Source organism: Acinetobacter sp. SM1B, from assembly GCF_003289665.1.
Classification (GTDB): Bacteria; Pseudomonadota; Gammaproteobacteria; order Pseudomonadales; family Moraxellaceae; genus Acinetobacter; species Acinetobacter schindleri.
In genome coordinates this window covers 675622-700172 of record NZ_QMBM01000001.1, presented here as the reverse complement: position 1 = coordinate 700172, position 24551 = coordinate 675622, and the positions used below count along the sequence as shown (strand labels likewise).

The 24551-nt window shown below is 42.9% G+C and carries 18 protein-coding genes and 3 tRNA genes; 7 read left to right on the top strand and 14 right to left on the bottom strand.

The window, feature by feature from the left end; all coding sequences use genetic code 11:
* Nucleotides 1-26 precede the first annotated feature (26 nt).
* From C8322_RS03310 to C8322_RS03290, 5 genes are all read right to left on the bottom strand, one after another.
* Nucleotides 27-102, bottom strand: a tRNA-Val gene (locus tag C8322_RS03310).
* Nucleotides 103-133: 31 nt separating this feature from the next.
* Nucleotides 134-210, bottom strand: a tRNA-Asp gene (locus C8322_RS03305).
* A gap of 23 nt (nucleotides 211-233) precedes the next feature.
* Nucleotides 234-309: transfer RNA gene (locus tag C8322_RS03300), tRNA-Val, on the bottom strand.
* A 542-nt stretch (nucleotides 310-851) separates the two neighbouring features.
* Nucleotides 852-1358, bottom strand: a complete 507-nt coding sequence (gene elsL, locus C8322_RS03295) for a cell wall-recycling L,D-carboxypeptidase ElsL (RefSeq protein WP_008307519.1) — start codon at nucleotides 1356-1358, stop codon at nucleotides 852-854.
* Nucleotides 1359-1362: 4 nt separating this feature from the next.
* The gene (locus C8322_RS03290) at nucleotides 1363-1758 is read right to left on the bottom strand and encodes a YbaN family protein (protein WP_008307518.1); all 396 of its coding nucleotides are present in this window, start codon (nucleotides 1756-1758) and stop codon (nucleotides 1363-1365) included.
* A gap of 88 nt (nucleotides 1759-1846) precedes the next feature.
* Between C8322_RS03290 and C8322_RS03285 the strand changes: the two genes are divergently transcribed.
* The 3 genes from C8322_RS03285 (at nucleotide 1847) to dapE (ending at nucleotide 4244) form a co-directional block, all read left to right on the top strand.
* Entirely contained in the window at nucleotides 1847-2695 is an 849-nt protein-coding gene (locus C8322_RS03285; protein WP_111810384.1) for a DUF1853 family protein, read from the top strand.
* A 138-nt stretch (nucleotides 2696-2833) separates the two neighbouring features.
* Nucleotides 2834-2983 carry an entericidin A/B family lipoprotein gene (locus C8322_RS03280; protein ID WP_111810383.1) on the top strand — a complete coding sequence of 50 codons (150 nt, stop codon included), beginning with the start codon at nucleotides 2834-2836 and terminating at the stop codon, nucleotides 2981-2983.
* 124 nt (nucleotides 2984-3107) lie between these two features.
* On the top strand, nucleotides 3108-4244 hold the full coding sequence (gene dapE, locus C8322_RS03275) for a succinyl-diaminopimelate desuccinylase (protein WP_111810382.1): 1137 nt from the start codon (nucleotides 3108-3110) through the stop codon (nucleotides 4242-4244).
* A gap of 73 nt (nucleotides 4245-4317) precedes the next feature.
* Here dapE and C8322_RS03270 read toward each other — a convergent pair whose 3' ends face one another.
* The 6 genes from C8322_RS03270 to pilG form a co-directional block, all read right to left on the bottom strand.
* Nucleotides 4318-4779, bottom strand: coding sequence for a hypothetical protein (locus C8322_RS03270; RefSeq protein ID WP_008307514.1), 462 nt, complete (start codon nucleotides 4777-4779; stop codon nucleotides 4318-4320).
* A 3-nt stretch (nucleotides 4780-4782) separates the two neighbouring features.
* Nucleotides 4783-9282: an Hpt domain-containing protein gene (locus C8322_RS03265; protein WP_111810381.1), complete on the bottom strand. Its 4500-nt coding sequence runs from the start codon at nucleotides 9280-9282 to the stop codon at nucleotides 4783-4785.
* Nucleotides 9283-9450: 168 nt separating this feature from the next.
* Nucleotides 9451-11523 (bottom strand): methyl-accepting chemotaxis protein, encoded by a 2073-nt coding sequence (locus tag C8322_RS03260; protein ID WP_004814766.1) that lies wholly within the window; start codon nucleotides 11521-11523, stop codon nucleotides 9451-9453.
* Nucleotides 11524-11567: 44 nt separating this feature from the next.
* Nucleotides 11568-12104 carry a chemotaxis protein CheW gene (locus tag C8322_RS03255; protein WP_005223019.1) on the bottom strand — a complete coding sequence of 179 codons (537 nt, stop codon included), beginning with the start codon at nucleotides 12102-12104 and terminating at the stop codon, nucleotides 11568-11570.
* Nucleotides 12105-12109: 5 nt separating this feature from the next.
* A complete protein-coding gene (locus C8322_RS03250; RefSeq protein ID WP_004814764.1) occupies nucleotides 12110-12478 on the bottom strand; it encodes a response regulator in 369 nt (122 codons plus the stop codon).
* Between the two features lie 30 nt (nucleotides 12479-12508).
* Nucleotides 12509-12892 carry a twitching motility response regulator PilG gene (gene pilG / locus C8322_RS03245; protein ID WP_004814763.1) on the bottom strand — a complete coding sequence of 128 codons (384 nt, stop codon included), beginning with the start codon at nucleotides 12890-12892 and terminating at the stop codon, nucleotides 12509-12511.
* Between the two features lie 307 nt (nucleotides 12893-13199).
* Between pilG and C8322_RS03240 the strand changes: the two genes are divergently transcribed.
* The 4 genes from C8322_RS03240 (at nucleotide 13200) to C8322_RS03225 (ending at nucleotide 19988) form a co-directional block, all read left to right on the top strand.
* Nucleotides 13200-13859: a hypothetical protein gene (locus tag C8322_RS03240; protein ID WP_076754035.1), complete on the top strand. Its 660-nt coding sequence runs from the start codon at nucleotides 13200-13202 to the stop codon at nucleotides 13857-13859.
* 51 nt (nucleotides 13860-13910) lie between these two features.
* Entirely contained in the window at nucleotides 13911-15044 is a 1134-nt protein-coding gene (locus C8322_RS03235; RefSeq protein ID WP_076754036.1) for an efflux RND transporter periplasmic adaptor subunit, read from the top strand.
* A gap of 21 nt (nucleotides 15045-15065) precedes the next feature.
* Complete coding sequence (locus C8322_RS03230) at nucleotides 15066-18173, top strand: efflux RND transporter permease subunit (RefSeq protein ID WP_008307506.1); 3108 nt, start codon at nucleotides 15066-15068, stop codon at nucleotides 18171-18173.
* A gap of 96 nt (nucleotides 18174-18269) precedes the next feature.
* Nucleotides 18270-19988 carry a proline--tRNA ligase gene (locus tag C8322_RS03225; protein ID WP_004891776.1) on the top strand — a complete coding sequence of 573 codons (1719 nt, stop codon included), beginning with the start codon at nucleotides 18270-18272 and terminating at the stop codon, nucleotides 19986-19988.
* 54 nt (nucleotides 19989-20042) lie between these two features.
* Here C8322_RS03225 and C8322_RS03220 read toward each other — a convergent pair whose 3' ends face one another.
* From C8322_RS03220 to C8322_RS03210, 3 genes are read right to left on the bottom strand one after another with little or no spacing between them, the layout of a single operon-like run.
* Complete coding sequence (locus C8322_RS03220) at nucleotides 20043-21449, bottom strand: hypothetical protein (RefSeq protein ID WP_108675430.1); 1407 nt, start codon at nucleotides 21447-21449, stop codon at nucleotides 20043-20045.
* A 22-nt stretch (nucleotides 21450-21471) separates the two neighbouring features.
* Nucleotides 21472-23706, bottom strand: coding sequence for a DUF6160 family protein (locus C8322_RS03215; protein ID WP_108675431.1), 2235 nt, complete (start codon nucleotides 23704-23706; stop codon nucleotides 21472-21474).
* Between the two features lie 31 nt (nucleotides 23707-23737).
* A complete protein-coding gene (locus tag C8322_RS03210) occupies nucleotides 23738-24445 on the bottom strand; it encodes a hypothetical protein (RefSeq protein WP_108675432.1) in 708 nt (235 codons plus the stop codon).
* Between the last annotated feature and the right edge of the window lie 106 nt (nucleotides 24446-24551).

Below are 24551 nucleotides of genomic sequence, written 5' to 3'. Positions count from 1 at the left end.
AAAAGATCTCAACTTTGAAAGAAGCTTGGTGGGCGCTGACGGGATCGAACCGCCGACATTCTGCTTGTAAGGCAGACGCTCTACCAACTGAGCTAAGCGCCCTCAAAGGGTCAAACTGTTTCGATTCTAAGGATGGCGCAGCGGACGGGACTCGAACCCGCGACCCCCGGCGTGACAGGCCGGTATTCTAACCAACTGAACTACCGCTGCGTGTCGTATATCTATAAAAGATATGGTGGGCGCTGACGGGATCGAACCGCCGACATTCTGCTTGTAAGGCAGACGCTCTACCAACTGAGCTAAGCGCCCTTTCAAATCGACTTCATCGCTTGATGAGGTGCATTATAGAGAATCTTCACAGCGTGTCAAACGCTTTTCCGAATGTTTTCCACTTTTTAGGTTCGAGTGATTAAAAAATAGGTTGATCGCCAAAAAAAACAACACTTTTTGTTTATTTTTTAAGTCTATACCGAAATTTATTGAATCTCGAACTCAGATAAGGCGGTATTCATTGCTTGCTGGATCGTTCGTTATATACACCATACGGTCCAAAAGCCGCTATTTCACTGAAATAGTATACAAAGCTTTATTTAAGGACACGTTGTGATCATGTAAAAACGTATCTGCAATTATTTTTAATCAAAAATAAGTCGGGATTTATGCCATATTTTTCGATTTAGGAGGAAATTCAGCTTATTTCAAAGGCAAACGATGCTTTTCATCATGCTCTAAAGCTGTCTGGTCATTCATATTTAAATGTGAATAGTGAGATAAAATCCTTTTACGCTCTCTACTCCATCTCACTCTCTGTAGAGATTTAAAATAGGAGCCATGAAAACATTGGTAAGAGACTATTTTTCTAAAGAATGTTCTGAGATATAAACCAGAGCCTGCTCATTAACCAGATCAAACAGCTCGATCAGGTCGGTATTACGCATACGGATACAGCCATGTGACATTGGTATCCCCATCGGTTCTGTATCTGGCGTGCCATGAATGTAGATATAACGGCGGTAAGTATCACAACCTTCACCATAGTTAAAACCGTCTTCCAAACCACTCAGCCATAAAATCCGGGTCAGAATCCAGTCCCGATTGGGAAATTCTGCTGCCAGTGATTCAGAATAAATCTCTCCTGTAGCCTGACGGGCAATGAATACACTATTCAATGGTGTATCAGCCCCGATTTTTTGCGTAACTTTATGCCAGCCTCGAGGCGTTTTACCACTATTTTCTATTTCTCCGATACCATTTTTACCACTTGAAATTGAATAACTCTTGGCAAAACGAGGTAGATACAGTTTTTGTGCAGCCAGATCAATCTGAATATCGGCTTGTTCTATAGTCCATTGCTGCATACATTTATTCCCTTTCAGACGGTATATGCTTTTCAGAGATTGGCTTGGGTTCCGGGCGGCACCATAACCAGATTGCCACGATTAGCATGGTCAGATCAGTAAAGATTTTGACAGCCAGCGGTGCATTGGTAAATAACATGATAATCCCGCTAACCAGCATCATGATACTGGCAAACCATTTGGCTTTACGCGGCACGGTCCGATTGGCACGCCAGTCGCGTAAAGTCTGTCCATATTTAGGGTGATTCAGCAGCCACTCATCCATCTGCGGCCAGCCTTTAGAGGCAGCCCATGTGGCCAGAATCAAGAAAACCGTTGTTGGCATGCCAGGCAAAACCGCACCTATAAAGCCTAATGTCACAAAAATGACCACCAGACTTCGCCAAAACAACACTTTCATACAGCAACCCTAACCATGGAATTGGGGTAGTATAAGGTGTTTTTGATTCTTATCCGTTGTATTTCTGCATATTTAGCTAGGACTCTTCATGCCTGTACCCTGCCTGACTCAGGACTTTATTGAACCGTGGCAACAGTATCAGCATCCACTGGTACGTCAGCTGGCGTTCGCTGTTGGCAGTCCAAATATCCTTTCTCAGGTGCCTGACAAACTTGAACTAGAGCATGCCTTTGACTTGCATTCAGATCAAATATGGCAACAATATCTGGAAAATTATCATCCACGACTTTTAGAACTGGATCAAAATCCACAGGCTTTGGAAAACTTTGTTGCACAACTCAAAAGTACTCGTCTTGGACTGCGTTTCGAAATGCTGATCTGGTTTTGGCTGCTGGATAAGGGTTATCATCCCTATACCCTGCTTGGACATAGTATTCAGAAGATTGATGGACCCAAAACCTTAGGTGAACTTGATTTTCTGTTGTTCAATAAACTCACCGAAAAAATCGAACACTGGGAAATTGCTTTAAAATATTATCTGGCTGAAGCAGACTTTAGCTTGCCGCATTGGTATGGATTAAACCGAAGCGATACCTTGAATCGCAAGCTGAAGCATTTCACTCAAAAGCAGTTCCAGTTTCAGGATGCGCTGGATTACCCAATTGATCAGCGTTTCTGTGTATTGAAAGGTCAACTTTTTTTACCGATTCACCATATCGCGCCTATTCCAGACTGGGTCAATACCGGACGGCGTTTGGGTCGTTGGGGCTATCAGATTCCCACCCAGGAGAAATACTTTTATCGCCTGCAACGACATGAATGGATCTATCCAAACCGGCATATGAGCAGTGACTATCCACAGTGGTGGACTAATGGCTTATATAAATCGGCACTCAGCGGAGATTTCTATATGTTCCGTGTCCCGACACTGATCTAGGATATTTACTGAAAAATTTGATAACTATTACATTAATTTACGCAAGCACTATGAAAACCATATATTTTTTCTTTCGTATATTTTCTAATCTAACTTCCACATCATAATAATTTTATTATTGATAACACGGAGATGATGATGAAAAAAATTCTTGCAACTTCTTTAATCTTGGCATTTGTACTTACAGGTTGTAATACTGTGAAAGGCGTTGGTAAAGATGTGTCTAAAGCGGGTGAAGCCGTGACTGGTACAGCAGAAAAAACTTCTGATAAAATTCACCGCAACTAATCTTATTGCCTTAGTAAAAGAACCCTGCGCTTGTCAGGGTTTTTTTATGTCTGAGATTCCCAAATTACTATTTCTTCGCCTATCATAGTGCCCACAATATTCTTGATTTATGAATGAATCTCATATGACATCTTCCGCAACTCTCGATTTAAGCCTGCAACTGTTACGTCAGCCTTCCGTTACTCCAGTCGATCATGATTGCCAGAACATCATGGCAGAACGCCTGAAAAAGGTAGGCTTCAACATCGAAAACATGCGTTTTGAAGATGTCGATAATATTTGGGCGCGCAAAGGGACGGAAGGCCCGGTGTTCTGTTTTGCAGGTCATACAGATGTAGTGCCAACCGGCAACCTGGATGCCTGGAACTCTGACCCGTTCTTGCCAGAAATCCGTGATGGTAAACTTTATGGTCGCGGCAGTGCAGATATGAAAACTGCATTGGCAGCCATGGTCGTTGCTACTGAGCGCTTTGTAGAAAAATATCCAGATCATAAAGGTTCAATTGCTTACCTGATCACTTCTGATGAAGAAGGTCCATCGATCAATGGTACGGTAAAAGTCATTGAGGCCTTAGAAGCGCGTAATGAGAAAATTACCTGGTGTCTGGTAGGTGAACCATCTAGTACCAATAAACTTGGTGATATTGTTAAAAACGGCCGTCGTGGCTCATTGAATGCCAACCTGACTGTCAAAGGTAAACAAGGTCATGTGGCCTATCCACATCTTGCTGTGAATCCAATTCATACTGCATCTAAAGCCATCGCTGAACTCTGTGAAACTGTTTGGGATAATGGCAACGAATACTTCCCGGCAACCTCTTTCCAGATTTCCAATATCAATGCTGGCACAGGCGCAACCAACGTTGTTCCAGGCACAATGAATTTACTGTGCAACTGGCGTTATTCAACTGAAGTAACTGCTGACGAATTAAAAGCACGTACTTTAGAAATTCTGGATCATCATGGTGTGGAATATGACATTCAGTGGACTTTATCTGGGCTGCCATTCCTGACACCAGTCGGTGAACTGGTGAATGCTGCTAAAGATGCGATCCGTGATGTCACTGGTACTGAAACCGAACTGTCAACTTCTGGAGGTACTTCAGATGGCCGTTTCATTGCCCCTACCGGTGCTCAAGTTCTTGAGCTAGGCGTATTGAATGCAACGATTCACCAGATTAATGAGCATGTCGATATCGCCGATCTGGAACCACTGGCTGAAATTTACGAAAAAATCCTGATCAATCTGTTAGCAAACTAAGCCAGATTGAAAAGCTCCAAATAAAAAAGGAACTCCGTTGAGTTCCTTTTTTATATTCTTAGATCTATATAGCTTAATGGCCGACCAAGGACTGAATATGTGCCATCTGGGGAATATGGTACATCGCCTCGCCCATACGTACATACTGGAAAATCGTCGGATCTGTCACTTCGCGTTCATCATCGACAATTTCCGAAATACGTAAACGGATGGTCTTGGGCATTTCATTGCACATCAGGGCAAAACGCTGATTCGCTTCATCCCCTTCAATGACTAATGCTACACCATTCTTACGGTCTGGATCATTCACTGCATAAACCGGAAGTTGTGCATCATGCCACTCTACAGTTTTTACCTGTGTAGCACTATCCAGCGCTGACAGAACGATGTTCTGCGGCAGCAACATCGGATCCTTGCCATGACAGTCGATGATATACGCATCAATAAATCCCGTAGATACGGTAATAAGATGCTGTAGCTCCTGCTGGCTGATTTTATCGGCCGACACTGCGTTCACATTAGTCTGACTATTCATTCATTACCCCTGTTGAGCAGCAATTAATTCTTGAACATTGGCAAGCAGCTCCGCTTCCTGGAACGGTTTACCCATATAGTGTGTCACACCCAGACTGAAGGCACGCTCACGATGCTTCTCCCCAGTACGTGAGGTGATCATGATAATTGGCAAGTTGCGGTGAATATCATGATGGCGAACCAGGTTAGTTACTTCGAAACCATCCATACGTGGCATTTCAATATCCAGCAACATCAGGTCTGGACGGACATTTTCCAACTGTTCAATCGCGTCGACACCATCTTTGGCAGTGACAATATCATAACCCTGACGCTCTAACAGACGTGACGTTACCTTACGTACAGTTACCGAGTCATCGACAATCATGACCAGACGACGTGCATTACCACGACGCGACAGATCCTGCTGATCAGATAACTGTTTGATACGCTGAGTCGCCTGAACCTGACGGGCAATATTCTGACCATCCAGAATCAGACAGACCTGACCATCACCAAGAATGGTTGCCCCTGCAATCACACCCACACTGGCAAACTGCTGTCCAATCGGTTTCACTACGATCTGTGCACGTGAGCCAACTAATTGATCCACCAGCAAAGCGATACTTTGACCACCATTACCCTTGATAAGGAGTACTGGTAATGAATGCGCAACATTGTTCAAACGTGGAATTGGCTGATTAGAGACAAACTCAGACAGATAGCGCAGCTTGTAGTTCACACCATCAATCTTGAAGTAATCATCCTTACTGTTGAAGTAAGTTTCCAGTGTTGCTGGTGCAATACGGACAATACGGTCAATCTGTGCCAGAGAAATGGCAAATTGCTGGTCACCCGCTTTCACCATTAAGGCATCACTGACGGCCACAGTGGTCGGTACGCGAATCGTAAAGGTCGTGCCTTTGCCCAGTTCAGAATTTACCGAAACGTGACCGCCCAGCGTTTTGATTTCGCTTTGTACCACGTCCAGACCAACACCTCGACCCGAAATCTGGGTGACTGCTTTAGCCGTACTGAAACCTGGATGGAAGATGAATTGCAGCAATTCTTCCTGATCCACCTGCTGTTCCGCTTTGATCAAGTCCAGACTGATGGCTTTAGCACGAATACTCTCCGCATCAATTCCCTTACCATCATCACTAAAGGAGATAATGACATCGGTACCCTGACGGCTAATGTTCAGGACAATTGAACCGACTTCTGGCTTATTCAGCGCAAGCCGTTCTGCAGTATCTTCCAGACCATGGTCAATCGCGTTACGTAGCATGTGCTCAAATGGGTTTACCAGACGTTCCAGAATGGTACGGTCGAGTTCACCTTCAGTATTCTGAACAATCAGCTCTGCCGGACGGTTCAGTGTAGTCGAAGTTTGACGCACAATACGTTGTAAACGTGGCAACATACGGTCAAATGGTACCAGACGGGTACGCATCAGACTTTCCTGAATCTCAGCCTGGATACGCGACTGTTGCAATAGCAAACCTTCGGTATCACGGATTTTTTCCGCGAGCGTGGTCTTAAAGTCGACCAAGTCCGATGCAGATTCAGCAAGAGATTTAGATAACTGGTTTAGGGATGAATATTGGTCCATCTCCAAGGGGTCGAAGTCAGCATAGCGTGAGTTTTCTGAGCCATGTTTGGCAATAATCTGAGACTCCAGCTCGCCTTCCATACGGCGCAGCTGATCAGCCAGACGTTTGATCGCCAGTTCCATCTCATTTAAGGTATTGCCGAGCTGTCCCAGATCCATCTCGATACGCGAACGGTTAATTGCATTTTCGCCTGACAGGTCAATCATCTTCTCGACCAGTTCGGCTGAAATACGGATCATCTCGTTACTGCTATCGCTTGAGGTGTTCTCAGCCCACTCACCCATCATATTTGGTGGTTCAGTACCATCACCCTGAACAAACTCGAAGCCAGTTGTAACTTCCAGACTTTCAGTTTTGGTCAGACGTTCAGGTAGCTGTGCAGTGACATCTACAAACTCAATCGCATCCAGCGCTGCTTTGATTTGCTCAAAACCATTGTAATCATGATCAAAAATGGCTTGACCCAGCCATTTCAGGGTCTTTTGCAGCAGACTGTCATAGGCATTGGAGTTAAAATGATGAACAGCAAACTGTTCAAATGCACTTTCCAGACCATAAGCAATACTTGCGATGCTTTCATTGCTGATCATGCGGGCGCCACCCTTGATACTGTGGGCAGCACGCTGAAGTTGCAGCAATAAGCTACGGTCACTTCGCTGATCGAACCATTGGTTCAGTAATTTTTCTGCATTTTCCAGAATCTCTTGCGATTCTTCCAGGAAGGTTTCTTCAACAATCGATTGTAGATCATCTTCATCAGCAAGCATAGATTCAGCTGACTCAGCAGTAAGTGTTTCGCCTGACTGATCTTCCTGAATTTGCTCATCTGATGCAGGAACAGATTCAGTTTCAAAGCCGTCTACTCGCTCAAGCGCTTGTGATTCCACAACGATCTCAGCAGATTCCGATGCATCGTCAATAACTTCTAGTTCTACAGAAGTCTCTGCTTCTACCGTCTCAACAGCAGCTACCGGAGTTGCAGTAGCTGTTCCAGCCACAAGTGCCTGGATATTTTGCAGCATATGAATAGCTTCAGGTGCCGGATAATCAATCTTATCATCACGAATACTCTGGATACGGTCTGACACGTTATCCTGTACCAGTCGGATAATCTGGATCAATGCAGGTGTTACGGTAATCTGCTGACGGATCACGCGCTCATAAATACTTTCCAGCTCATGTGCAATCGAACCGATATGCGTGGCAGCAATCATGTTTGCACCCCCCTTCAGGGTATGCAAATAACGCATCAGATTGTTCAATGAATGAGTATTTTCAGGTTCTTTGGACCAGGTATTCAGGTCTTCATCAATGCCTGCCAGCAACTCATCTGCTTCTTCCAGGAAGATATCCAGCAAGTCTTCATCGAAATCACGGTTGGCATCTTCAGCGTCCTGCTGCTGACGATCCGCTGCAATACGCTGGCTGAGCCCAGTAAAATCAACTGCTGTGGATATATTTGACTCTACTGGGGCAGATACCGCAGTTTCAACAACTTTGTCTGTAGCGAATACTTCGATGTCTTGCTGTACAAAGGCAGACAGATCCGCCAGAAGTTTTTCAACTTCGGCATTCAAAATCACCCGCTGTCCTGCCGCGAGCGTATCGAACAGGTGAATAAATTCCTGGTGTGCCTGTGCAAACAGTTCGAAGGCATAATCACTTTCAAGCAAGACCGGTCTCGCCAGCAAAGCATCATAAGCTGCTTTTAACTGGGATGCGAATTCATGAATACCGATCGATGCACGGTTATCCGTATGTACCATCAGCTCTGCGGCTTGCTGGCTCAAAGCTTCAATATAATCTGGATATTCTTCAAGTACCCGCTTATCAAACTCAAATTCGGCATCCAGTAACTGATCAATATTCAGTTCAACCAGACGTGTAACCATACCTTGAGATTGATCAGCATCCTGCTGTTCAGTCACAGTAAAGCCATAGGTATCCCAGGCATCCTCAAAAGTAGCAGAAATCCCTGCCAGCTTTTCAGTATTACCTTGTTTCAATAGATGTAAATAATCACCGATAAATTCTGAATATTGCTGTAATAGTGCTGTTTCTTTGGAAGTTGAAGCAATTTCATCCTGAACCAGCGTTTTAAATAAATTCTCTACTTTAACGCTGGCCTCACAGATATCATCAATTTGTGCCATAGAAGAGCTGCCACGCAGGGTATGCAATGCACGAATCAAACCATTATAGTCTTGCTTGGCACTATTTTCGTGTTTCAGGAAATCATGGATTGTCGCAAGATGTTCCTCGGCTTCTTCAACAAAGATCGCCACCGTTTCTTCAAGGTCAGTACGTTCTTCAGCAACTTCTACTCGTCCTGCGGTAGCAGTTTCAGCAATCTCTACTCCTGATGAATCTGCTTCTGCAGTATCCGCAAGTTCAAGACCTGTTAGCTGACCTTCAGCAGTCAGATTGTCCGCAAGTAGCAATAATTCTTCAAGTGCCGGTTCTGGACTCAATTGCTGTTGTAATTGTTGTCCTAAAAGTACGACTGGACGTAAATCCACGGTTAATGGCTGTACCTGCTTAAAGCATGGATACAATACATATTGATAGATATTTAAAGTTGCTTGCGCGAACTTCTGAATGACTGGCGTTAATTTGATTGAACCGGAAAGTACGCGGTTCAAAGTATCTTCAACTGCCCAGGCAATTTCACCCGCCTGCTTCGCACCGACCATACGACCCGAACCTTTCAGCGTATGGAAATGGCGGCGAATGGTGGTTAATGTTTCTTGATGATCTGGTGTGGCAAACCACTGTGGCAATAAAGCATTTAACTCGACAAAGATTTCTTCAATCTCTTCGACAAATATCTCTAAAATTTCAGCATCTTGATCAAGATAACTATCTTCAGGAAGCGCTGTTGTTTCAACTAGATCTTTTAATATTTCTTTCATAGCTAAGGCTTCTTACGTTCTGCCGCCAAGAAGGGCGCTCAAACTTGATTGTGACCGTCACGCGAGACCTAACGTTTGAAGTTAAGTACATCTTGTCGAGGCTTGATCTGTATGTGGAGGTGTCCTAACCGGAATTAAGACACGCTCCTTCCCCCAAATTTGTCTGACTTATTCTGGAAGTTTAAAGTCAGATACAGATTCACGTAATGCATCGGCCATGTTGGCAAGTTCAGATACCGAACGTGCCGTATCGAAGGTTGCAGTCGTTGTTTGTGAAGTAATTTCCTGTACAACGTTCATCGTCGTTGCAATATGACCCGCAGATGCAGCCTGAAGTTTTGCTGCATCGGAAATGTTCGCAATCAGTTTTGCAAGGTTATTCGATACGGTTTGAATCTCGTCTAGTGCCACACCGGCATCTTTAGACAGGTTCGCACCACGCACAACTTCGGCAGTAGTCTGTTCCATCGAAATTACAGCTTCGTTGGTATCGGTCTGAATGGTTTTTACCAGGCCTTCAATCTGCTTGGTCGCAGATGCAGAACGTTCTGCCAGACGCTGTACTTCATCGGCAACTACGGCGAAACCACGGCCTGCTTCACCCGCCATAGATGCCTGAATCGCAGCGTTCAGTGCCAGGATGTTCGTCTGGTCGGCAATATCGTTAATCAGTGCGACGATGTTACCAATCTCTTGAGAAGACTCACCCAAACGTTTAATACGTTTAGAGGTTTCCTGGATCTGTTCACGAATCGTATCCATACCCTCAATAGAACGATGTACAACGTCTGCACCATTTGCTGCAATTTGTACTGAACGTTCCGCAACGACAGCAGACTCTTCGGCGTTGGCAGATACCTGGTCAATCGACAGTGCCATTTCGTTAATCGCTGCAGATGCACCGGCAATCTCTTGTGCCTGGTGTTCAGATGCTTCGGCTAACTGGTTGGTAATGCTCTGAGTAGTTGCAGTATATTGTGCAACTTCCTGAGATGTTTCAGTAATACGCGATACCAGATCACGTAATTGATCGATCGCAAAGTTAATCGAGTCAGCAATCGCACCGGTAAAGTCTTCAGATACCGTTGCATATGAACGTAAGTCACCATCTGCAAGGTCAGCAATTTCGTCAAGTAAACGAAGAATCGCATTCTGGTTACGGTCATATTCTTCTTGTAGGCGAGTTACACGCTGTTTATCCGATGCACCACGTAATGAAAGCAAACGGAATACGCAAACAATGAAGCCAGCCAGGAAGGTAAGTAACAATATTGCCGGAATAACTGTTTTTAAAGTTGAACCACCTGACAGTTTGTTCAGGTTATCTAATAGTTGGTCAGATTGAGAAAAAATAGATGCAGATGCCTGACGTACTTTTACAATCTGCGCTGAGTTTTTCAAAATTGTAGATGCAGCTGACTGTAATACATCATCATATTCAGCTTTAATACCTTCTAATGACTCACGTAAGTTCGGATCATCGATACGTTGTACACCCAGTTGTGCTGAACCATCTAACTGTGCATTTAAGTAAGCACCGAATGTTTCAGTATCCGAACTGAAGTCATCTGCAGACTCACGTGAACCATCTGTACCGGTTAACACCAAGCTGATCGAACGCAAGATACGTTCTGCAATGAATACCTGGTTTTTGGCAATAACCACCTGGTTCGACGGCATGTCCTGACGTGCCATCTGATCGACCATCAGGTTATATTCTGCCTGAATTCCTGGAATTGCTTCACCAATCGCGATGTTAGTATCGTAAAGTTGGTTAATGATTTTTTGTTGTGAAGAAATCAGGTCAATACTTGAAGATACTTCAGTCCATTGCTTGTCTACCGCTTGCAGGGCTTCATTATTCGAATGGATACTTTTTACCGTTTCCAGATTTTCAGCAAATGACTGCTGTGATTCGGTCAGTTTCTTCATTGCCTCAGGCGTGCCGGAAGCAGTCGCTTCAGTTGCTTGACGCGAAATGGTTTGTGAAAGTAGACGCAATTCACCCAAACTTTGTGTAAGTTCGTTGGCACGAGGAACGCTATAGAAAAGGTATAACAGTGTGATAGTTGCAGCAACAAGACAGCCAATTGCTCCGTAAATGAGTGGCTTAGACTTTTCACTATCACCAAATACACGTGATAGCTGATCTGCTTGTGATTGAATCTTGGCTAAAAAAGCATTACCGCCGCTGCGGCTGCTACTCTCGCCTGTATTTTTCTTCTTAAGCTTAAAGCCCATAAAGCTTCTCCCCGAATTTACGCCCTTTTACTTTCGTGCGACAATTAATTTATAAATTTTATAGATGCATTCATGTATTTTGGATTTTGCAACAAACGACTGAATAAAAAGACATGCCACTTCTGATTATGCTGGTGGAAATACCCCTGACAATATTCCTGTAAATTTTTGTCTAATTCAGTTGTTTTAGAAAAGAAACTTTTCTTATTAAAGTGTTGAATCCCCAAAACCTGATCTACAACCAGGCCGACATACTGATCATTATGGTTAATGCATAATACTTTTTGAGTAGGTGAATACTGGCTTCTATGTCCAGACATGTATTGAGCCAGATCTGAGACTGAAAGCAGTCGGCCCCGAATATTTGCCAGTCCCACTACCCACGGCTGAGTATTGGGAACAGGTGTATATTTTGGCGGATAGATAACTTCCGATACTTCCCCGAGCGGAGCAACAAAATATTGCCCCATCATTTCAAAAGCAATGCCTGACCATCGGTTGACTTCGTTGTCATTGGAAACGTAGTTTTTGTTACCCCGTTTCGCAATCCGAAGCAGTTCGATAAATCCATTCGCTGCCATAGCGCTTATCCTGCATTGAGGTGTTGCTTAATCACATCAATTAACTGATTTTCATCTACAGGTTTGGTCAGATAATCTGCTGCACCCTGACGCTTACCCCATACACGGTCAGTTGCCTGATCCTTGGTACTTACAATGACAATTGGAATATGTTTGGTTGTTGCCCCACGAGCGATCTGACGTGTCGCCTGAAAACCGTTTACCCCTGGCATGACGACATCCATTAACACCAGATCAGGCAATTCTGCCTGCGCCATGGTCACCCCATCAGCCCCATTTGCTGCTTCAATCACGTCAAAGCCGTGCTTGGATAGAATTTCGCGGAAACGAAAAGTTTCGGTCGGTGAATCATCTACGATTAGAATACGTGGCATGCCAATTTCCCCAAGAAAAAATCAAATAAATTAAGCACTGATATGGTTGCGGATTGCGGTAAGCAACTCATCTTTGCTAAATGGCTTGGTGAGATATTCATCTGAACCTACCACACGGCCTTTGGCCTGATCGAACAAACCATCTTTACTCGATAGCATAATAACAGGAATGTTCTGATAACTTTGCGAGTTTTTAATTAAGGCACAAGTCTGATACCCATCAAGGCGAGGCATCATGATATCTACAAAAACGATGTCGGGATTTGCTTCTGCAATTTTTGACAATGCTTCAAAACCGTCTACTGCGGTAATGACTTCACAACCTTCACGCTGAAGAAGAGTTTCTGCTGTACGACGAATGGTTTTTGAATCATCAATGACCATCACTTTTAGATTTTGGAATTTATCGTCCATTTCTTACCCCTTCCCATTCAGAGACCATAAGCGTCCACAGGCTTATAGCGGAATTTTATATAAGTGTCGATTATTTTTAACATACCTGTCCAGAGATTATCAACGAGCATTTTCTACACAAGTAGTCAAAAAATTATAATTTCAATAACGACTTCACACTTTCCCTGTTTCAATGATTTTTTTTTGAGTGGTAATAGCTTTTTATTGTCGGAATTAGGAATAATATACCAATATTATTACTTCTAATTAAGTAATTTAGTCAACTTTAAAAGAACTTTATTAGTAAACTTTTTTCGCGGAGCTGATAATGCGCCAGTTTGGGGAAAAACCTGCTTATATGGGTCAAAGAAAATCCATAATCAGGCAGACTGCTGTTTTAGTGGTACTTATGTTGCAAACCATGTTGACTATTAGCCATGCATCCGCAACAAATAACCTGCCTCAAAAAGCAAAATGGTATCGTTATTATGATCATAAGGGGGTAGCAAATATTAGCAGCAACGTGACCCCTAACCATATTCGTTATGGCTATGAAGCACTAGATCAGAATATGCAGGTGATTCAGCGTGCCAAACCTTATAATGTTGAAGCAGATATTCGTCAGGCACCTCAACGCGCAGCACATGCCAGACAACAGGCAGAAGACCAGAAGTTAAAACGTGCCTATAATAATAGTCAGATTGCATTACAAAAAAAGAATGAAGTACTCTCTCAGTTGAAAAAGCAAATGGCTTTCCAACAAGAGCAACTTAAGCAGCTACAAAAAGATCGGATTATGTTTGTACGTCAGGAACGTGAATTTCTGCGTAAAGGTAAAAATGTACCTGAGCATCTTAAAAAAACCTTAGTTACCAATGAAAAAAACCTGACTGCACAAAAAGAAAATATTCAATCTTTACAAAGCCGCTATCGAAATCAGGAAGCAGAATACGACAGAATTATCCAGCGTTTAAAAGCGCTTGAATAATCTTTTATTCCTGATGCTGCTTCTGTGGTCAGCGCTATAAAAAGGACTCCTATGCACCCTGCACAGCATACTTATTTTTCGAAAAATAATACCAGTCGCTCTACTTTTGTCATGAGTCTGCTCTGTATGAGTCTGCTCCTAACTGCATGTAATAAACAAGAAACAGCTGATTCAACGCCATCAAAAAATCAAAACACTGTAGAACTGATTGCTCAAGACCTGATTGAGGTAAAGACAGGCAATGCTGTGCAAAAAACAGCATTTACCGGGACTATCCGTGCGGTAAATCAAAGTAGCATTCAGGCTCAGGTGACCGCTACAGCGACCAGTGTCAATGCTCAAGTCGGGCAACGCGTTCAGAAAGGTCAGGTGCTGGTTCGCCTGAATAATCAGGACAATGCTGCGCGTCTTGCACAGGCCCAGGCCAATCGTGCATCGGCTCAAGCACAGGCGAATCAGGCACGCCTCATGATGGAACGTAAGCAGCGCCTACTCAATCAAGGTTTTATTTCCAAAGCTGAATATGAACAAAGCCGTGTCGACTATCAAACACAATTAGAAAATGTTCGTGCACAACAGGCCAATGTCGATATTGCACAAAAGGCAGATCGGGATGGCATCATTAGCAGCCCGATTAGTGGGGTAATTACCCAACGTCAGGTTGAGCCAGGTCAGACTGTCGCTCCCGGTCAAACCATTTTTGAAATTGTCGATCCAGATCAACTAGAAATTCAGGCTAAAGTGCCGAGCGACATGCAGGCTGACCTGAAAACTGGCAGTAAAATTGAATACCGTATTCAGGGCAATCCAAACCTGCTTACTGCCAGTATCAGCCGGATCTCTCCTATTGCAGATCAGGCCAGTCGTCAGATTGAATTCTTTGCTCGTCCAAATGAAACCATTACTTCTTTAAGTATCGGCTCCTTTGTGGATGGCGAGATTCTCAGTGCTCGCCAGATTTCCGGACAGCTGATTCCTCTGGATACTATCCGGGATATTCAGAACAAGCCTTATGTCTGGGCTGTTCGCCAGAATAAGATCATTAAAGTGAATGTGGATGTACTAGAACAACGTTATAACGATAATCTTGCCGTCGTTCGCGGACTTGAAAGTAGTGATCGGGTCAGCCGAATCAGCTTCACGGATGCCGATATTAATAAAACCGTCACCCTTGGCCAGAACTAAAATCATAAAAGGATTATCAAGATGTGGTTGACGCGTATTAGTGTGAAGTTTCCTGTATTTACCATCATGATGATGTTCTGTCTGATGGTACTGGGCCTCGCTTCTTGGCAACGTATGGGTGTGGAAGAGTTTCCAGATGTGGATTTTCCTTTCGTGGTGGTCTATACTAACTATCCGGGTGCTTCTCCTGAAACGGTTGAATCTGAGATCACCAAAAAACTGGAAGACCAGATCAATACCATTTCTGGCCTTAAACAGGTGATTTCACAATCCAGTGAAGGCCTGTCGATGATTACGGCAGAATTTAACCTGGATGTACCATCAACCACTGCTGCACAGGATGTGCGAGATAAAATTGCGTCTGTTACTGCCGATTTTCGTGATGAAATTCAGGAACCCGTGGTTGAGCGTTATGACCCATCTGCCAATGCTGTCATGTCGATCGTATTTGAATCCGACAAAATGGATCTCAAATCATTAAGTTCTTATCTTGATCAACGTATTGTACCGCAGCTACGTACTGTTCCCGGTGTGGGTACAGTCAACCTGCTCGGTGATGCCCAGCGTCAGATCCGTATTCAGGTTGAACCACAAAAATTACAAGCTTTTAGGATTGGTGTAGACAGTGTCATTAACACACTGAAATCTGAAAATATTGAAGTTCCTGGTGGTACGCTGAAATCTGGCAATTCTGAGCTGGTGATTGAAATCAATTCTAAAGTGCTGCATCCACAAGCCTTTGGGGACCTGGTCATTGCCAATAAAAATGGTGCACCTATTTTCCTGAAACAGGTTGCCAAGATTGAGGATAGTCAGGCCGAACTGGAAACAGGTGCTTTCCTGGATGGCAAGGCAGCAGTGGCTATCGATATTCTGCGTAGTTCTGACTCTAATGTTATTGAAGTTGTCGATGAAACTTATAAAACTTTAGAAAGCATTAAAGCCCAGCTCCCGCAAGGTACTACTTTGCAAGTGGTGGTTGATTCCTCCAAAAGCATTCGTGGAACGATTGGCGATGTGGCACGAACCATCATTGAAGGGGCTGTGCTTGCAGTACTGATCGTATTGCTATTTTTAGGTTCTTTCCGTTCTACTGTCATTACTGGCCTTACTTTACCGATTGCCCTGCTTGGTACCTTAACCTTTATCTGGGCCTTTGGTTTCACCATCAATATGATGACGCTGCTGGCACTTTCGCTCAGTATTGGTCTGTTGATTGATGATGCCATTGTGGTCCGGGAAAATATTGTACGTCACAGTGATATGGGCAAAGACCATGTCACTGCCGCTCTGGATGGCACCAAAGAAATTGGTCTGGCTGTTCTCGCTACGACTCTGACCATTGTCGCAGTCTTTTTACCCGTTGCATTTATGGGCGGCATTATTGGCCGTTTCTTCTTCCAGTTTGGCGTCGCGGTAAGTACCGCTGTGCTGATTTCCATGTTTGTCAGCTTTACCCTGGATCCAATGCTGTCTGCGCATTGGGCAGAGCGTAAAAAGGATCCAAATAAAAAACCCAACGCGGTAAAACGCTTTTTTACCTGGATTTCCAATAAGCTCGATGGCTTAAGCGATGTCTACGAGAAATTACTCAAACTGGCACTGCGTTTTAGATTAATCACGATTCTGATTGCGGTTGCTTCTCTATTCGGTGCTCTCGGACTTTCCAAATTGATTGGTACCGAATTTGTACCTGTGCCAGACAAAGGTGAAATCCGGATTAAATTCGAAACTCCGGTTGATTCATCTCTGGAGTATTCTCAAGCCAAACTCCAGCAGGTTGATCAGATCATCCGTAAACATCCGGATGTACGTGCGACTTATGGCGTCATTAATGGGGTTACCGACCGGGGCAAAAACCATGTCAGTCTACGCGTCACTGTGACGCCACGGACTGAACGTGAAAAAACTCTGAACGACCTTAACAATGAATTCCGTGAGCGCTTGCAGTCTGTAGGTGGGATTACCATTACTTCAGTCGCCTCCGCAGACGAAACTGTTTCTGGTGGGCAAAAGCCCATCATGATCTCTATTAAAGGGCCAGATCTGGATGAATTACAAAAAATTTCTGACCGCTTTATGGCAGAGATTAGCAAAGTAGAGGGTGTGGTTGACCTTGAGAGTTCATTGAAAGAACCCAAGCCTACTCTGAGTGTACAGGTCAATCGATTACTGGCAAGTGATCTTGGTCTTTCAGTCAATCAGATTGCCAATGTCATACGTCCATTAATTGCTGGTGATGATGTCACCTCTTGGCAAGATGAGAAAGGTGAAACCTATGACGTGAATTTACGCCTGACTGAAGATAAACGTACTCTACCAAGTGACTTACAAAATATGTATCTCACATCAAATAAGGCCGATGCGAATGGTCAACCAATCATGGTTCCCCTCTCAAGTGTGACAAAATTTGAGGAAAAACTTGGAGCATCCCAGATTAACCGCCGTGATCTGGCGCGTGAAGTACTGGTAGAAGCCAATACAGCTGGTCGTCCTGCAGGCGATATCGGTACGGACATTAGCAAAGTACAGGCTGATTTTGACTTACCACCGGGCTATAGCTTTGACACTCAAGGCGCCAATGCTGATATGGCTGAATCTGCAGGTTATGCCCTGACAGCGATAACTCTATCGATCGTGTTCATTTATATTGTACTCGGTTCACAGTTCAACAGCTTTATTCACCCAGCTGCGATCATGGCTTCGTTGCCCTTGTCCTTGATTGGTGTATTCCTAGCCCTGTTCCTGTTTAACTCGACCATGAACCTGTTCTCGATCATCGGGATCATTATGTTGATGGGTCTAGTGACCAAAAATGCTATCCTGCTGATTGACTTCATCAAGAAAGCCATGGACCGTGGTGAAGATCGCTATGAAGCCATTATCGCTTCTGGTAAAACCCGTTTACGTCCAATCCTGATGACAACGAGTGCTATGGTCATGGGTATGGTTCCTTTGGCACTTGGACTCGGTGAAGGTGGTGAACAGAGTGCACCTATGGCACATGCGGTGATTGGTGGGGTGATCACCTCTACCCTACTGACCTTAGTCGTTGTTCCAGTCATCTTTACTTATTTAGATGACTTTAAAAATTTTATGCTGCGCCATACACGTAAAATCATGTCATAATTTATTGCATAACAGTGGGGTGACATTCTGAAATGTTCACCTCATTTTTTATTGTATAATCTCTGCTTTAACGCTTAATTTTTTAGGACAGTTTCCATGCGCGCGAGTCGCTTTTTATTTGCAACGTTGAGAGAAACCCCGAACGATGCTGAAGTTATTTCACATCAGCTAATGCTTCGTGCCGGTATGATTCGTAAGTTGGCTTCAGGTTTATATACCTGGCTGCCGATGGGCGTTCGCGTATTAAATAAAGTTGAAGCGATCGTTCGCGAAGAAATGGATCGTGCTGGTTCATTACAGGTGTTGATGCCGGTAACTCAGCCTGCTTCACTTTGGGAAGAATCTGGCCGTTATGTTCAATATGGTCCTGAACTGCTTCGTTTCAAAGACCGTCATACCAATGATTTCGTACTTGGTCCTACACACGAAGAAGTCATTACTGATCTTGCGCGCAATGAGTTAAAAAGCTATAAGCAATTGCCTGCCAATTTCTATCAAGTACAGACTAAATTCCGGGACGAAATTCGTCCACGTTTTGGTGTAATGCGTTCACGTGAATTCATCATGAAAGATGCATATTCTTTTCACGCAGACCAGGAATCACTGCAAGAAACTTACGACAAGATGTATGATGCGTACTGCAAAATCTTTACCCGTTTAGGTTTAAATTTCCGTCCAGTACAGGCGGATACTGGTTCAATTGGTGGTTCAGGTTCTCACGAATTCCACGTCCTGGCTTCAAGCGGCGAAGATGACATCGCATTCTCGACTGAATCGGATTATGCAGCCAACATCGAAATGGCTGAAGCAGTTCTGGTTGGTGAACGCGCTGCACCCGCTCAAGAATTAAAAGTTGTTGACACGCCAAATCAAAAAACCATTGCTGATGTATCTCACTTCCTGGGTACTGATCCTGCACATTCAGTGAAAGCTCTCCTCGTTCAAGGCGTTGCAAAAGAAGCGGATCAGCCTGCTCCAGTTGTTGCTTTGTTCCTTCGTGGCGACCACGAACTGAATGAAATTAAAGCTGAAAAGCATCCACAAATTGCTGCTCCTTTAGCGTTTGCAACTGAAGCTCAACTTGCTGAACTTGGCTTAACGGCAGGTTTTGTAGGTCCACAAGGTCTGGTAGAAAAAGGGATTACGGTCATTGCTGACCGTGCTGCTTCTGTACTGTCTGACTTCGTTTCGGGTGCAAACGAAGCTGACAAGCATGCGACTGGTGTAAACTGGGACCGTGACGCACAATTTACTGAGGTTTATGACCTGCGTAATGTAGTTGAAGGTGATCCATCTCCAGATGGTAAAGGCACGCTTCAAATCAAGCGTGGTATCGAAGTCGGTCATATCTTCCAGTTAGGCAAAAAATACTCAGAAGCGTTAGGCTGTAAAGTCCTTGGTGAAGATGGTAAGCCATTTACTGTAACGATGGGTTGTTACGGTATCGGTGTGACTCGTGTGGTTGCGTCTGCAATTGAGCAAAACTATGATGAGAAAGGCATCATCTGGCCAGCTGCAATTGCACCATTTGAAGTTGCCATTGTGCCGATGAATGCGCACAAATCACCGCGTACTTTAGAAGCTGCTGAAGCGCTTTATGCAGAGCTTCAAGCTGCAGGTTATGACGTACTGCTGGATGATCGTAATGAACGTCCAGGGGTAAAATTCTCTGACCTTGAGCTAACTGGTATTCCACACCGTATCGTGATTGGTGAAAAAGGTCTGGATGCAGGCACTTTTGAATATAAAGGTCGCCGTGATGCTGAATCAGTCAACCTTTCTAAAGAAGAGTTATTAGCAAAAATTGCAAAATAATTTTTTTCTGAATATAAAAAAATCCCACGAAATGCGGGATTTTTTTATATTGTATTAGCAGAATTTGTGACCACCGAAACAGTTGGGTGTAACTGACTGGTTACTTAAAATCTGATTTTTTAGAGTTAGAGTTGCTGGTGAACCATTGGTATAATTAGTATAAGGACCAACGTTAATATTCATCTTACGTTCAATAGGTACTTTTGCCAGTGAGCCTAGAGCCTCAAGTAAGTTTACATCAACATTATGATAAGATTGCATTAATTCGGTTGTAAGTGCTTCAGCAACTTGTGGCAATACGGCAGATACATCTACTTGTTCTAAAGTCTGTAAATGCCCCAGTTGAATTGGATCTTTAAAAGACATCCACCACCCTGATTGAGCAGTATCCGCATCATCTGCACCCAACCAATGTACTGGATTTTTTTGTAGAGATAAATACCCACCACTACCACTTAAAGGAATATTATGAATCATATTGAGTGCCTGAACAAAAGTAATATCCAAATTCAGGTTCTCAAGTGTTGATCCTTCACTCATTTTGAAAAAGGAGTGATCCCCTACATCTAATGAACCAAGTTTAATCAGGGCTGGAAACTCTACATATAACTGATCTTTACTAAAGTCTGGAGTTCCTACCACTTCACCTGGTAAAGATTTCCCAGATTCTGCTGCAGCAAGCGGAATAGATTTCAAAGTAGAACGAATACCATATACAGTTGCAGAATTGATACGCCTACCTGTTACTATTGTTTCTGGCATCACAAAGTCTGCACGCATCGAAGGGACAGTAATACCAGTATGACCTTCAGCACCGGGCTTACTGGTATAAATTCGGTCTTGCCCCAATGCAGTCAAGTTACCTTGTATGATTTGATCTGAACTAGCGCCAAAGGTTGCCTTTTTAGTAAAAGAGTGACCAGTAGTTTGTGCCATCTTCATATACCCACTGAAACTTTTGATACCATCTGTTGGATTTTGCGTATTTTCAGTTCCTAAAGTTAATAAGCCTAGTATCTTTTCTGCTCCTAAGCGAAATCCTACAACTTCACGCGTTGCAGCACTATCTCCTTTAATTGCAAACTCCAGAAATGGATTGGTGATCTCAGCACTAGTAGCAGCACGATCTCCCTCAAACAACGGGCTTCCTGTCTGATCTGTCTTAGAAGTATAACCACTGAGAGCAATATTCGAAATATCAATATCACAACCCTGTGCACCATTATCACCACCACATCCAAGCTGCAAACTCTTAATGTTAGCATTAAGCTCCATGATCGCTTCAATACTCAGTTTAAAGAAATTCAGGCCTTGTGAAGCATCGTAATTTTTTTCCATATTTAACAAAGCTTGTCCTTCTACAGCTGACAATTCTTGATCATTCAAAGAAGTCATACCTAAAGCAGGATTAGCACTCACTAAAATTGAGACAAAAAGAGTGCTTAAAATCATTTTTTTCATAATTATATTCCTGTATTTATGCCTAGCGCGGTGTGATTCCCATAGTGCTGCGCAAGGTGCCACCTGTAATGGCAATATTGGCCATATTTTGCATTTTATTATTAGTCAACATAGCAAAATTAGTTCGAAATGGCTGATTGATATCATTGCTTTTGTTCAAATGAACTTGATTATCTAAAGTCACAGTATCAGCACTGAGCTTAACTTTAGCTTTAAGTGCTAAATGCCCTTCCATACGATTAAAATTGATTGCTGAGGTCTTCAAATTATCTTCTGGGCCATCTATATTACTCAAACTAAAATAACTGCCCAAGTTATTACTATCAGCTTTTTCTTCAACACTTAGAGGTCTAAATTTGAAGTTAGCATCAAATGAGAGAAAATTGCTATTTGGAGAGGAAGGTGTTGGATCCACACCTGGAATGATCATTAACTCCCCCTTGCCATCCAGTTTAAAGGCAATATTAGTGAGGACATCATCACGCTTGGAAAAGTTATCAAAAGGCACCAACTGACCACAGTTATTTCCTGTACCCACCTGACAGTTATACTTAGAACCTGGTAATTGACCAATTGCCAGCTCAGCATTTGCTGCTATTAGCAATTTATCGGCTCGTATATAAATACCTTCGTCCTCATAACCTATCACGCCTTCAGACTGAATGAGCGCATCTATATTTCTAAAGCCAGCATAATAGTTAACCGCCTCACCATGTACACCATCTTGACCATCAATCAGAATCATTGAAGTAGTACTTGGTAACTTAGTTTTAGTGTCTATGCCATAACCTTCAGTGGAAGCTGTGATGTTGTAAGCGATACCATATTTATCTTCAGGTCCATATTGTGTTCCAGACAAAGCAACATTGGCATTTAAATTATAAATTGGAATACCAATCCCCCAAGTTCCCCCGCTACCGCCAAGTTCAGCAAGTGAATTATCTGATATGAATCGTGCTTTAGCCGCTATGGATTGGAAATCCATATCCCGTATGGCAATTAAGGCAAAATTCGAGTTATTTTGGCCATCTGAAAGTATTTGCTGGATAATATTATTGTCTTTGCCCAGAGTTTGCTTGATTTTATTATTAATTTGGAAATCTAAGTTATTCGCCTGAATGGTATTAATATAGATATTACCAAAGTCAATATAAGCATTCTTTTTATGTGCGCTACCATTTGCATCATGGGTTGTTAATGGTCTTAAATTGGAAAACTCTACTGCGTAACTGTCTTTACCTGTATGGCCGATTTCAAGTGTGGTTGGTTTTAACTGATCTGGACGATTCGTATCACTCTCACTACTAAATTCTGCGGACATGCCAAGACGCAAGCCACCTGTACCTATAGCATCATAACTATTATTAGCGGTGGTATTACCACCATTTAAACGTCCTGCTGTCCCAAAATCGGTGATGCCTTCTTGATTTGCACCTACAGATAACCTTGCATTAGTGAGTGCACCTGATGCTCCCATGCGCATAATATTTTTTGTTTGACCATTAGCCTGATAACGCAAGTCAAGATTCAGTCCAGGATTCGTCGCCTTATTACGTTCAAGAGATACATCAGTCGTATCTGCAACACGGCCTAAATCAATATAATGATCCTGTAAGCCGTTATTAGTAGCTAAGACAATACCGTCATGTTCAGACAGATACATGTAACCTGAACCAGCAAAATTAAAATTCAGATCATTTAAAATCAGGCTGTTATTACCAAGTTTATGACTAATATTGGCATTTTGAAGTTGAAAATCCATATAGGCTGTATCATTAATATTAAACAGCCCTGCCGATGTCTTCAACACAAGTCCAATTGGTGTTTTAGTGCTTATTCCCAACTGTCCTAAGCTTTGAGTCAATGCCGTTGAGCACGTACTCCCAACACATTGCTTTTTGACCAAATTTAAGTCTGCGATTATGTTAAAAGGTGCTAGGCTAGCATCAATATGTAATCCAGTACCTCGATCCGTACCTCCTAGATCAATTGCCAACTGGCTTATTATTGGTTTGTCATCTACACCATTAATTTTAACATTATGTAGCCCCAAGCCCATCTTCTGGTTAGCAGCAGGATTCGGATCATACCAATTCAACTGGTTAATAGTAGCATGTGATATCTCATGTGTAATAATAATACCATCTTGACCAGTTACACCACTTAAATCACGCTCTTCAATTTGTTCAAGTGCATACGCCTGATGAGCTAAACAGATACTTAATGTGAGCAATTTTAATTTTATTATTTTTTTCATGCTTGATTCCTGTGCTTATTTCTACCTGTACTTAACAGCGTCCACTTCCATTACCAGTGCAGTTGTAGCTAAAAATCTTCAGGTTTCCCGACATATGTAAATTGCCATGCATGTTAAGACCCATGAATCCTTTTTCAGCACCTAAGTCAAAATCAGGAACATTTTGCTCTACCTCGGCAGGGTTTCCATCTGCTTTATAAGTTCGATCCATATAAGTTGTATAAGTTCCAGTATTGGCATAACCTTCTTTACCACTGGTACCTGTTTCAATGGCTAGGGTTTCAAAACCAAGATTACGTATTTTCAAAGGTTTATCGTCATAAAATGTAATCTTCATAGCAGATTGAGCATTATTTTGATGATTAATAATTGTAGTACCGTCTATAGAAAATTTATCAATCTGAATTGTTCCTTGAATACCTTTGAATACGAGCCATTTTTTATTTCCTTGAGCATCAACATGGTTATTTGGAGAAATAGCGAGACGACAGAATTTTTTATCATCACCGCATGCAGTGGGGTTCAATTTATAAAAAACTTCAAGTGGATTATTTCTATTGTATATATCTTCCTTAGACATATCTGTTGCATAGACATGGTTTAAAGAAAGCGTCCAACTCAAATCTGCTCCTCCCTGACCCGTAGTTTCATTTAACTGTGCAGTGGACATACTTACCAGATTGGCATGACTAGAGAGTGCTATACCAAGGCTTAAGGTGAGAAAAAGTCTATTTAACATTGCCATACTCCCTTATAACCCAGTAGTTCTAATTTTCAGGTGTTGAATCAGAACACTGAACCGTACCGGGTTTGTCGGAGAGTCAATATTCTGAGAGACTATCCCG